This window comes from Paraburkholderia caffeinilytica (assembly GCF_003368325.1).
In the GTDB taxonomy this organism is placed as follows: domain Bacteria; phylum Pseudomonadota; class Gammaproteobacteria; order Burkholderiales; family Burkholderiaceae; genus Paraburkholderia; species Paraburkholderia caffeinilytica.
In genome coordinates this window covers 3,072,759-3,083,966 of the sequence record NZ_CP031466.1, presented here as the reverse complement: position 1 = coordinate 3,083,966, position 11,208 = coordinate 3,072,759, and the positions used below count along the sequence as shown (strand labels likewise).

The following is an 11,208-nucleotide window of genomic DNA, read 5'->3' as shown; positions in this document are numbered from 1 at the left end:
TTTACACGGGGTGGCGCGACGCGGGCGCCGACGCCGCAAGAGGCGAAGTGGCGGCCGGCAGGGCACGCGTCGCGAGGGGAAAGATTGTCAGAGAGGCACGACGGGTCAGGAGCCGACCAGGCCCGCTGCGATGTTCACGCACAAGCCGAGCACGGCGACGTTGAAGTAGAACGACAGAATCGACTGGGCAAGCGCGGCGCGGCGAATCGTACGGGAGCGCAGCACCACGTCCGAGGTTTGCGAGGCCACGGCAATGGTGAAGGAGAAGTACAGGAAGTCCCAATAGTCCGGCTGCAGCTTGTGGTCGGGAAACAGCAGCGGGGTCTCGGCTGCCTTCGCGTCGTAGTAAAGCCGCGCGTAGTGCGACGTGAAAATGGTCGGGATCATGAACCAGGCGCCGATCATCGTGAGGCCTGTCAACAGGTAGTGCCATGCCGTCGAGGCGCCGGCCGTGCCCTTCGCCGAAGCGAGTTCAAGCACGATGGCGGCGATACTGGCGACCGTCGCGACGCAGATCACGACCAGCACCACGCCCGCGTTCTCGTCGTCGCGCCGCGCGAAATCACGGACCCGGCCTTCGTCGGCGAGGGCCATGTGTACCCAGATCAGCACGAGATAGGTCCACACGGCGGCGTCCCAGCCGACCAGCCCGCGCACCATGGAACGCGTGTGTCCGGGCAGCACCAGCGCGGCCGCAAGACCGACAGCGAGACCGATCAGCATGCGTGGTCGATTGCGGAGAACCTGTGGAAAATAGTTTGTGAGCATGAGATCAAGGGTGAAGGGCCTTTTGTGTCGCGGATTCTACTCGCGCTTCGGGCACCATTTGTCGAATGGGAGAATCACTGGCTATAGTCTTTCGCAACGGCCTTGCGCGCCGCTTTCAGTTGAAAGGCGATTGGCAGGCAGCGGGGTTTTTTGCTGTGCGCACCGCGTCCTCAAGCTGTTTTCACAGGGCCGTCATCAGCACAACGTAATGCGGCTCACATCGGCATCATGCAGCGATGCAAGACCGCTTAAGCGGCGCCCAGCTGACCGGCGACCAAATGGCGGCCGTCACGAACTACGCAACCAGACAGGCAGTTCGGCAATCCACAAGTCCACGGTGACGGTGGATCAGGTTGCCAAACTGCGAACACCGCAATAACAACTCCGTGGATGGCGCATTGACTGGTGAGTCTTGCCGGAGACGCGCCGTTTTTGCGTCGTTTCCACGCCATTCGAGCAGCGCGGGACGTCGGGAAAAGATGGGCAGCGCGCATACACACTTGCGGATGCCGCACTATCATGAGCGAATGGCTTCCGTACTCGTCAACTCCGTCCAGCATCATCCGGCCAATCGGAGCGGCCGCGACTTTGTCGTGGGCGATTTGCATGGCTGTGTCGATGCGCTGCGCTATCTGCTGCGTGACATCGCGTTCGATCCGGCGTGCGACCGGCTCTTTTCGGTCGGCGATCTGGTGGACCGCGGCGAACACTCCGAGCAGGCTTTAACCCTGCTCGACAAGCCTTGGTTTCACGCGGTGCTCGGCAATCATGAAGACACCTTGTGCGCCGTCGCCGACGGGCGCTTGCGGCGCCAGTGGTGGTACGGAATCGGCGGCATATGGGCGGCGGGCTTGTCCGACGAACGCTTGCAGCACTACGCCGAACATTTGCGGAGGCTGCCACTCGTGCGCGTGGTGGGCAGTGGCAAGGAGCGCTTCAATATTCTGCATGCCGAATTCTTTGGCTCGGACGCCGAACTCGACGCCGGGAATTTCTCCGCCGAAACACGCCAGCAATTGCTGTGGGGGCGGGACCTGGCCTTGGGCAATGGCGATCCGCAGCGGCAGCATGGCCTTTCGCTGACCTATTGCGGGCATACGCCGATGCGCGACATCCAGCAGATCGGCTCACAGATTTTCATCGACACCGGCGCATTTGGGCCCGGCGGCAAGCTGACCATCGTGGAACCACAGGCATTGCGGCGCTGGTCGATTTCGGTCGAGGCGGCGCGGGAGAGCGGCGCGGCGGCGTTGGCCTTGCCGTGACGCTTATTAGCCCACCTGATCAGCCCACCTGATTGAGCTCGAACACGATATCGATGCTGCTGCCGTTCCAGTTGTATTCCAGATACGCCGCGTGATGGCAGTCGCGCAGCAGCATGGTTCTGAATGCGGCGAGGCACTCGCCCTCGTCATCCCGCACCGACGGGTACACGATGCCCGGCGCACCCGCCTCGCGCACGGCACGGCCGAGCGATTGTCCGGCGACATAGTCGTCGGGCGACAGCACCGCGAGATCGAGCGATGCGTCGTCGCGGATGTCGACCACGTTGCCTTGCGCCACCACGGTATAGAGCCGCATTTGCTGCCGCATGGGCGGCTCGGCGGTCGCCTCCAGAAATTTCCCCGTGTGATAGCGCGTCTCCGCGATTGCCGTGGCACGCGAACGGGCGCAATAGAACACGCCGTACGTGCCGTCCGAGAAGCGGCTGCCGAGCGGATTCAGGTGTGTCAACGCGGCCATGATCGGCCCATATCCCGGACCGAAACGGCGCTCTTCGCGTGGTACGAGATCGAGTTCGCCGACTTCGGTGCGCAGGCGGTCGTTGGTCATCGCCTCGAGCGCGTAGAGGGCGTCGAAATCTTCCGGCGATGCAACCCGGTCGAACAGATTGACGGCCGGAAAGCGCGTAGGAATCACGCGATACGCGGGCGACCAGTCGAGCGGCGCGCTGCGCCAGCGGTGCTGCCAATGCGGTTCTGTCACGCCCAGCCGCCTCGCATCGCGTCGAGATACTGGCGCACGGCCACGAGATCGCTGATGTTGCCGGCCAGCATGCGGTCCAGCGCGCGACGGCCGCCGAACGGCGGCGCGCTGTTGGGACGCTTGATCCAGGTGTCGGCGGCGCTGGGTTGCGGCAGCAGGATTTGCAGCGCTTTATAGATGCCGAGCAGCAACGACAGGCGTTCCAGCGTGTCGCGCCCCAGACGTGCCGTGCCCGGCGCGGATTTCCATTTGAAGTAGGTGGAGCGGCCTGGCGAGCCAAGCAACACGATCTGTTCTTCGGCGCTCAAGTCCCAGTCTCGCGCGATGTTGAAGAACGCGCGCAGGCCCGCCGCCGACATTTCCGTGAGCGTGGGTTCCGAAACCGGCCGACGGATCGGCGGTTCGGGCTGGGTGGCGCGGGCAGCGTGAGCCATGATGGGCTGAGTCCTTATCTGTACTTGATGTTGATATTAGTCTAAAAATGGATTTTTGCAAGAGAATATAATCCCGGCTCGTTATGAAGTCGAATATCAGGAGAAGCAGGAGATGTGGGTTCGCGCAGTAGCAACGGCAGTTGCCGTGTGGTGTGTGTCCGGTGCGGCAACGGCCGCGGGTTACGCGGAAGTGTGGAATCCGCCCGAGTCGGCCGGGCACGCGGCGAAGCACGCAAAGAAAACGACGGGTGCCGCCAAGGTCAAGTCCGCCGTCGGCGCCAAGGCGGATTCGAAGCATTTGGCGAGCGTTCAGCATGGGGCGCGGCGAGTTGCATCGGCGTCGAAGGGCGGCGCCGCGTCGGCAGCGCACGGCACCGTGAAGAAGGTCGCGGCCAGGGATGTTGGCCACGGTGGCGTGGCGAAGGGCGCGGGCAAACCTAAGTCGAAGGCAGCCGTGGTGGCGCAAGGTAAAAAGCCGCACGCACAACTCGCCCAGGCGAAACCGGGTCAAGGCCGGATCATGCACGCCAACCTGGTTCAAGGCCATGCAGCGCATGCCAAGGTGATCAAGGTGACGGCGAAAACGAGCGCGGCCAAGCCCGTTATGGTCCACACGAACGCGCCTGCCAAGGCTGCAAACGTCACGGCGAGTCCCGCGGCCGCATCCGCCAATCCGGCGACCGCCAGCAGCGGCTCGTTGCCGCCGATCCTCCACTGACCTCCGGTTCAGGCGGCGCGCTGTCTCAAGCGCTCGCCAGCCCGGTCGTCACCAACTTCAACGTTTCCATCGACCGCTTATCCCGCACTCGCGAATGCAAGGTCACGCGTGATGCCGGCAGCGGCGGCAAACCCAGGCGCGCGCCGACGTCGACCAAACCGCGCGGCGCCACTCTGCGAGCCAGCGGCGACACGGCCAGACCGGCCGCAACCGCAGCGCCGACCGCGGCCACACCGCCGCCGACGAACACTTCCTGCCATGCGACCCCCGCGCCATTCAGCGTGTGCAGCGCGACGTCGCGCACATTGCACGGCGGACTCAGCAGCGCCAGCGCCAACGGCTCGCCGACGCGCGGCAGCCATTCCGGCGTGGCGAGCCAGCCAAGCGGCTCGCTGAACAGCACCTGAGCGTCGTCGCGCGGCGGCTCGTCGGCGCCATAGCGAATGATCACCGCGTCGAGGCGCCGCTCATCGAATTGCGCAAGCAGCGCCGTCGACGAGCCCAGATGCAATTCGACCACCAGACCCGGATCGTGAGCGTTGAGCCGCGCGAGCAACTGCGGCAAGTTCGTTCCCGCGACGTGCTCGCTCAGCCCCAGCGTAAGCCGCCGACGCTCCACCGACAGCGAACCCAGCGCCCGCTCGTGCGCGCTCAGCAGATCGCGGGCCGCGCCGAGGAACGCATTGCCATCCGCGGAAAGGCGCACAACGCGTGGCGTGCGCTCCACCAATTGCTTGCCAAGGTGCGTCTCAAGCCGTTTGAGCTTCAGGCTGACGGCCGATTGCGTGGTATCGAGCGCGTCGGCCGCCCGCGTGAAGCTGTGCAGATCGGCGACCAGCACGAAGGCGCGCACCGCATCGAGATCGAGGACTTTCATTTCAGTTGAATATGAATGAAATAGCCAATGATGGCTGTTCATTATGACTGAGCGCGCCTAAGCTGTGTTTGGCCAATCACTGCAACCAAGGAGTTTCATCATGCCGCTCACACGAATCGCATTGCGCGCCGGCAAGCCGGTGGAATACCGGAAGGCGCTGACGGACAGTATTCAGCGCTCGTTGGTGGAGACGTGCAATGTGCCGAAAGACGACATCTTCATGCTGATCACCGAGCACGAAGCCGGCAATTTTGTGTACGACAGGCAGTATCTGAACATTGAACGCAGCGACGATCTCGTGGTGATTCAGATCACGTTCAACAATACCCGCACGCTCGAACAGAAGAAGGCGCTGTACAAGCGCATGGCGGACGAACTGGCGGAGTCGCCGGGACTGCGGCGAGAGGATGTGTTCATCAATCTCGTCGAGGTGCTGAAGGAGAATTGGTCGTTCGGCAATGGGATCGCGCAGTACGCGGTTTGATCGACTGACGAACCCGGCGGCCTGCGCTTATTTGAGGCGGGGGGAATGAACACGCAGGGTGGCCAGACGGGCGGCAATGCGCGCGCATCACGCAAAAACGGGCGACAAAGCCAATCGGCTTCGTCGCCCGTGGTTCGGCGCGGCGGTTACCACGCAATCGTCCCAAGCCCGCCATTCATGCGCGCACTGGTTAGCGGCAACTGCGTCGCTATAATGATTCGCTGTCCTTTCCTCGCACATTGACCCCTGCCGCCATGACATCCGACCGCACCGATCCGTCTCACGAGGCCCTTGAACTTGGTGGCTCCGTCTGGTTTCAGGCGGGCGCGCAGACGCTCGGCGGCGCGTCGCGGATCGGCCTGCTCGCGGCAATCGGCGAGACGGGTTCGATCACCAGCGCGGCAAAAGCCGTCGGCATGAGCTACAAGGGCGCGTGGGACGCGGTCGATACGATGAACAATCTCGCCGGAGAGCCGCTCGTGGTGCGCTTGACCGGCGGCAAAGGCGGTGGCGGCACGACGCTCACGCCGCGCGCCGTGAAGCTGATCGAGACGTTTCGGGCGGTCGAACGCGAGCATCGGCGTTTTCTCGAACGTGCGGGCGCGGCGATCGAAGGCTTTGCGACGGATTGGGATCTGATCGGCCGCATCGGCGTGAAAACGAGCGCGCGCAATCAGCTGTATGGAACGGTGTCGGCGATCACGCGCGGGACCGTCAACGATGAAGTGTCGCTGGCGCTGTCCGGCGGCCATATGATCGTCGCCGTCGTCACGCATGAAAGTACCGAGACGTTGGGCCTCGCGGTGGGCGCGGCGGCGTTCGCGTTGATCAAGGCGTCGTGGGTGGTGCTGCTCGTGGAGAACGAAAGCGGCGCGCCGCTGAAGCTCTCCGCGCGCAATCAGTTGCGCGGCACGGTGCAGAGCGTGAAGCGCGGGGCGGTCAACGCGGAAGTGTCATTGGTGCTGGACGGCGGCGCGGTGATTACCGCGGTGGTCACGAATCAAAGCGTCGATACGCTTGGGCTTGTGGAAGGCGGGACCGCGGTTGCGGTATTCAAGGCGTCGAGCGTGATTCTTGGGGTGAAGGATTGAGTGGGCCAAGGGCGCTGGAAGGCCGCGGGCTCTGGTGATTCTGAGGAGCGTGCGGTCCGGACGACCCCGGCCTATCAGACGGCGCCCGCCGGCGTTACGGCACGCTGCGCTCGTACCCGGCAAACGGATGATTCTCGCGCACGCAACCGTCGCTGACCTGCACGACCTGATCGCCAAAGGCGGCGACGTCGTCGGGATCATGTGTGATCAACACCATTGGAATATCGAGCCGCGTCTGCAGGTCCGACAACTCGCTTCGCATGCGCTGACGCAACGCGCTATCGAGCGCGGAAAACGGCTCATCCAGCAACAGCAAGCGAGGCTCGGCGACCAGTGCCCGCGCCAGCGCCACGCGCTGCTTCTGTCCACCCGAAAGCTGCGCCGGATGATTGCCCGCCACGCTTTTCAACTCGAGCGCATCGAGCCAGTAGTCGACTTGCGGATGCGAGATACGCGCGCGCGGATTGAGCCAACCCTGTTGCAAGCCGAAGCCGATGTTCTGCCGCACGTTCAGATGCGGAAATAGCGCGTAGTCCTGAAACAGATACGCAATCTTGCGTGCTTGCGGTTTCTGATCGATGCCGCGCGCGCTGTCGAATAAAGCGTTGCCGTGCAGCGTGATCGCCCCCTCGTCGGGGCGCAGCAAGCCGGCGATGGCCTGCAGCGTCAAACTCTTGCCCGCACCGGACGGCCCGAACAGCACGACGCGCTGCGTGGTCGCGTTGAACGAGACGTCAAGCGTGAAACGGCGCTCGGCGCTCGCGAAGGTCTTGCGGATGTCGACGGCGAGCGGCATATCAGCGGGACGACAAAAGCGTGTGCTGCGGCACCAGGCGGCCGGCAAGCAACAGGATGACGACGCACGTCACCGAAGTCACGAGTACGAGGAAATTGGCGGTGCTGTCGTCGCCGGCCTGCACGGCTGAATAGACTGCAACCGAAAGCGTTTGCGTGCGTCCCGGCAGGTTGCCCGCGATCATCAGCGTCGCGCCGAATTCGCCGAGCGCCCGCGCAAACGCCAGCAGACCGCCCGCGAGAATGCCGCGGGCGGCGAGCGGCAGTGTCACGCGAAAGAAGATCGCCGTTTCGCTGACGCCGAGCGTGCGCGCGGCGCGCTCGAGTTGTGGATCGACGGCTTCGAAGGCGGCGCGCGCCGACTTCAGCACGAGTGGAAACGCCACCACCGTCGACGCGATCACCGCGCCCTGCCAGGTGAACACCAACTGGATATCGAGCTGGTCGAGCCAGGCGCCGATCACGCCGCGCCGTCCGAGCAGAACCAGCAGGTAGTAGCCGAGCACGGTGGGCGGCATCACGAGCGGCAACATGAGCAGCGAATCGATCACATCGCGCGCGCCCGAGCGCCAGCGCGACAGGCCGAAACCGGCCGCGACGCCGAACACCAGATTGAGCGCGGTGGCCCAGCCCGCCACTTTCAATGACAGCAGGAGCGGAATCCAGGCCTGTTGCATGTGCGTGCGGTACCCAGGTTAATGCGCGGGCTTGAAGCCGTATTTCGCGAGCACGGCCTGGCCGGCCGGCGAGAGCACGAAATTCATGAAAGCCTGCGCGTCGGCCGCGTGACGGCTGCCTTCGACCTGCGCGATCGGATAGGTGATCGGCGTTTGCGTCGGCACGTTCATCGCAACCTTGACCTTGTCCGGCATGACGGCGGCGTCCGTGCTGAACACGAAGCCGGCGTCGACTTCGCCACGCGACACATAGTCCAGGCTCTGGCGTACATTCGACGCCAGCACGGCCTTCGCGTTGACCGCGTCCCACACGCCCGCGGCTTGCAACGCGCCCTGGGTATAGCGGCCGACAGGCACCGAGGCCGGATCGCCGTAAGCCACACGCTTCACATTCGCCGACGTCAGATCGTTCAGCGAGGCCGGCGCGAAGTGGCTGTCGGCCGGCACGACCAGCACCAGGGAATTGGCGGCGAAGTCCTTGCGCGTGGCCGGAACGATCACTTTTTCCGCAGCGGCCTTGTCCATCGCTTTCTGATCCGCGGAGGCGAACACGTCGGCGGGCGCGCCCTTGGCGATTTGCTGCATCAGCACGTCGGACGCGCCGAAGTTCAGCAGCACCTTGGTGCCGGGATGCTGCTGCTCGAAGACCTCGCTCACCGCTTTGAACGCGTTGGTCAGGCTGGCGGCGGCGGAAACCACCAGTTCGTCGGCATGTGCGTTGGCGCTGACGGCAACGGAGAAGGCGCTGGCAATGAACAGCGCGTGTTTCACAAGGCGGCGGGACAGTGTCATGAAGGCTTGGTTGTCCGGCGCGGGCCGGAACGGCGGGTTAAAACGCTATCGTAATATATGAAAGGTTATAGCGGTACCCATGACGATTATTCAGATACACGCATGACGCGGTCCGCAGCCCACAGCCACAGCCACAGCCATAGCCCACAGCGTGCGGGTTGGCGGGTGTGGGCTCCAATTGCGAAACGGGCAGTAGGTTGCGCGTGCTTCAGACGTCCGGCGAGCGTGGCGGCGTAAGCGTGTTGAGCGTCTGCGACAGCGGCGCCGTGGCGGGGCGTACGTCACGCACGGCTCGCCATTTGGCGCGGATGAACGGCCGGTCGTGACCGGACACCTTTAGCGCGATATGCGTGACCCAGCGTTGCGTCGGCACGTGCACGCCGTGCATCAGCAGTGCGAGGATCATCAGGCTCGCAGTGACGGGCACGGCCGAAATCCGGCCCGGCTCGGCATGCCACGCCATGCGTACGAAAAAAAGTGCCGCCAGCGCGCCGACCAGACAGCCGGTAACAGCTTCAGACGGTGAGTGAGCGCTTAGCACGACGCGCGACAAGCCGACCACAATGCCCGCGGTCAGGCCCAACAAGACGCCAAGCAGGCGAATTGCCGGGCGCGCCGGCAGCAACATCAGGAATAGCGCAACGGGATAGACGGCGGTAGACAGCATGGCGTGACCGCTGACGCCGGTGAAATCCAGTTCGCGCACGCCGACGCCCCAGCCGAGGAAGGCCAGCTTGGTCACGGTGACAACCCCGATGGCCGCGCCAAGCAGCAGCAGCCAGCCGGCAGCCATGCGCCACGTGTAGCCGACCGCCAGCCAAAGTGCAATGGCGAACGCGAGCGGCAACGTCATGCCGGCGCCGCCGAGGCTGGTGATCGAGTACCACAGATGGGCAGGTAAATCGGGCATGGCAAACGCGCGACCCAGGCCGCGTAGAATCGGGTTGGTAATGGTTTAACGGTTTAACGGTTTAACGCGCGAACGGCGGGAATCGCCGACGCGGCAAAGGCCTCTACCGACATTATTTACCCGCCAGTATAGACGGGTGCTACGGACTGGATTCGCCCCGCATCAGGCTTTTTGTAGCGGGACGTTGGCTAGCGAACAAGCCTTGCGACGGTTTGACGTTAGTGCAGCTGCAAGGTTCGCCCGGCGGAAAATTCGATGTTCGGCAGAAGCCGATGCCTCCAGCATCGCATGAGGATTGGTGTTATTGTGCATTGCACAACAAAGCGTCGTTCTATCGAGCGGCACCTGTCCCTTTTTGCGAGGTCACCCGCCGATGGCAAAAAGTCTATCGAAAATCTGGCTGCGCGGTCTCAAGCGCCTGCTCGCGATTCAAACCGAGCACGCTCACACCACTACCAAGCGCGCCACCACGCGGCCGCCGCGTGTCGCTACTACCAAGCCTTCGGCCAAGGTCCGCCCGGTCAAGCCGGCGGCCGCGTTGCGCGCATCCGCGAAACGCGAGGCGCCGCGTGCCGCCCCACGGGAATCGCGGGTTCGTCCGCGTGCCTCGGCCTGGGCGAGCGGTTCATGGACGCGCTCGTTTCATTCGGCGCCTGCCGCGCCCGGGCGGCTCGTCAACCATCTTCAGTACGGGTTGTACATCCCGTCCGGCCATGCGCATGAGGCAATGCCGCTGGTCGTCATGCTGCACGGCTGTACCCAGTCGATCGACGAATTCGCCGAAGGCACGCGGATGAACGTGCTTGCCGACCAGTTCGGCTTTGCCGTGGTTTATCCGGAACAGTCGAAGCACGTGCATTCGCATCGCTGTTGGCATTGGTACGACGCCGGCGACAGCGCTGGCGGCGCCGAGGCGCGCGCGGTCGTTTCACTGGTGGATTCGCTGGTGGCGCAGCATGGCTTCGACAGCGAGCGCGTGTATGTCGCCGGAATCTCTGCCGGGGCCGGCCTGACGGCGCTTCTGGCCGCCAACTATCCGGAGCATTTTGCGGCGGTCGCGTTGCATTCCGGCCCCGCTTTTGGCGAGGCCCGCTCCGGTATTACGGCGATGGACGTCATGCGGCGCGGCGCACGCCGCGAGCCGGCCGAGCTGGTCGACGAACTCGTCAACGTGGCTGAATACCCCGGGATGCCGGCCATCATCCTCCACGGCGACATCGACCATGTGGTCGCGCCGGCCAATGCGGACCAGTTGGCGGTGCAGTTTCTCCGCCTGAACCGGATCGTCGACGAAAAAGGCGTGCGCAAATCCGGCGAAGTCAAGGAAGAGCGCAAGGGAGGCGTGGTGATGCGCGACTACATGCGCGGTGGGCGGCGCGTGGTGCGGCTATGCCGCGTGCAAGGGCTTGATCACGCGTGGAGCGGCGGCGACGACGCCGTCCCGTTCCATTCCGCCAAAGGTCCGGACGCAAGCGCCATGGTGTGGGAATTCTTCAGGCACCAGCGCCGCACGAGCACCGGCCGTATCGCCGAAAGCACCGCCACAGAAGCGTCGGCGGGCGCACGGTGACGTTGGAGCAACACTTCGAAATGAAGAATGGCGTAAATCTAGGGTTTTCCCTATAATAGGGGTTATCCCTTAGGCGTTAACGCCTAAATTCATTGTCGAGGTTGAC

Annotated in this window: 13 protein-coding genes; 5 read left to right on the top strand and 8 right to left on the bottom strand. The window is 64.0% G+C overall.

What is annotated here, in order from left to right; translation table 11 throughout:
• Positions 1-105: 105 nt before the first annotated feature.
• Complete coding sequence (locus tag DSC91_RS13645; protein WP_115778977.1) at positions 106-768, bottom strand: DUF1345 domain-containing protein; 663 nt, start codon at positions 766-768, stop codon at positions 106-108.
• Positions 769-1,295: 527 nt separating this feature from the next.
• On the opposite strand from DSC91_RS13645, the gene DSC91_RS13640 reads away from it, so the two are divergent.
• Positions 1,296-2,033 carry a metallophosphoesterase gene (locus DSC91_RS13640; RefSeq protein WP_167470498.1) on the top strand — a complete coding sequence of 246 codons (738 nt, stop codon included), beginning with the start codon at positions 1,296-1,298 and terminating at the stop codon, positions 2,031-2,033.
• Between the two features lie 19 nt (positions 2,034-2,052).
• Here DSC91_RS13640 and DSC91_RS13635 read toward each other — a convergent pair whose 3' ends face one another.
• Together DSC91_RS13635 and DSC91_RS13630 are read right to left on the bottom strand one after the other, a co-directional pair.
• Positions 2,053-2,754 carry an RES family NAD+ phosphorylase gene (locus tag DSC91_RS13635; RefSeq protein ID WP_115778975.1) on the bottom strand — a complete coding sequence of 234 codons (702 nt, stop codon included), beginning with the start codon at positions 2,752-2,754 and terminating at the stop codon, positions 2,053-2,055.
• Positions 2,751-3,188, bottom strand: a complete 438-nt coding sequence (locus DSC91_RS13630) for an MbcA/ParS/Xre antitoxin family protein (protein WP_115778966.1) — start codon at positions 3,186-3,188, stop codon at positions 2,751-2,753. Before DSC91_RS13630 ends, DSC91_RS13635 begins: the two co-directional genes overlap by 4 nt.
• Before the next feature lie 112 nt (positions 3,189-3,300).
• Here DSC91_RS13630 and DSC91_RS13625 point away from each other — a divergent pair, with 112 nt between their 5' ends.
• Positions 3,301-3,906, top strand: coding sequence for a hypothetical protein (locus tag DSC91_RS13625; RefSeq protein ID WP_115778964.1), 606 nt, complete (start codon positions 3,301-3,303; stop codon positions 3,904-3,906).
• A 25-nt stretch (positions 3,907-3,931) separates the two neighbouring features.
• Here DSC91_RS13625 and DSC91_RS13620 read toward each other — a convergent pair whose 3' ends face one another.
• Positions 3,932-4,783 (bottom strand): LysR family transcriptional regulator, encoded by an 852-nt coding sequence (locus DSC91_RS13620; protein ID WP_115778962.1) that lies wholly within the window; start codon positions 4,781-4,783, stop codon positions 3,932-3,934.
• Between the two features lie 100 nt (positions 4,784-4,883).
• On the opposite strand from DSC91_RS13620, the gene DSC91_RS13615 reads away from it, so the two are divergent.
• Both DSC91_RS13615 and DSC91_RS13610 read left to right on the top strand, forming a co-directional pair.
• On the top strand, positions 4,884-5,267 hold the full coding sequence (locus DSC91_RS13615) for a tautomerase family protein (protein WP_115778960.1): 384 nt from the start codon (positions 4,884-4,886) through the stop codon (positions 5,265-5,267).
• A gap of 254 nt (positions 5,268-5,521) precedes the next feature.
• The gene (locus DSC91_RS13610) at positions 5,522-6,358 is read left to right on the top strand and encodes a TOBE domain-containing protein (RefSeq protein WP_115778958.1); all 837 of its coding nucleotides are present in this window, start codon (positions 5,522-5,524) and stop codon (positions 6,356-6,358) included.
• Positions 6,359-6,452: 94 nt separating this feature from the next.
• Here the strand turns inward: DSC91_RS13610 and DSC91_RS13605 are convergent, their stop codons facing one another.
• The 4 genes from DSC91_RS13605 to DSC91_RS13590 all read right to left on the bottom strand — a co-directional run bounded on the left by DSC91_RS13605 (position 6,453) and on the right by DSC91_RS13590 (position 9,532).
• Positions 6,453-7,154, bottom strand: coding sequence for a sulfate/molybdate ABC transporter ATP-binding protein (locus DSC91_RS13605; RefSeq protein ID WP_115778956.1), 702 nt, complete (start codon positions 7,152-7,154; stop codon positions 6,453-6,455).
• Between the two features lies 1 nt (position 7,155).
• Positions 7,156-7,830, bottom strand: a complete 675-nt coding sequence (gene modB / locus DSC91_RS13600; RefSeq protein WP_115778954.1) for a molybdate ABC transporter permease subunit — start codon at positions 7,828-7,830, stop codon at positions 7,156-7,158.
• Positions 7,831-7,848: 18 nt separating this feature from the next.
• The gene (modA, locus tag DSC91_RS13595; RefSeq protein WP_115778952.1) at positions 7,849-8,622 is read right to left on the bottom strand and encodes a molybdate ABC transporter substrate-binding protein; all 774 of its coding nucleotides are present in this window, start codon (positions 8,620-8,622) and stop codon (positions 7,849-7,851) included.
• A 208-nt stretch (positions 8,623-8,830) separates the two neighbouring features.
• Entirely contained in the window at positions 8,831-9,532 is a 702-nt protein-coding gene (locus DSC91_RS13590) for a phosphatase PAP2 family protein (protein WP_115778950.1), read from the bottom strand.
• Between the two features lie 373 nt (positions 9,533-9,905).
• Between DSC91_RS13590 and DSC91_RS13585 the strand changes: the two genes are divergently transcribed.
• Positions 9,906-11,102: an extracellular catalytic domain type 1 short-chain-length polyhydroxyalkanoate depolymerase gene (locus DSC91_RS13585; protein WP_115778948.1), complete on the top strand. Its 1,197-nt coding sequence runs from the start codon at positions 9,906-9,908 to the stop codon at positions 11,100-11,102.
• The last annotated feature ends 106 nt before the right edge of the window (positions 11,103-11,208 follow it).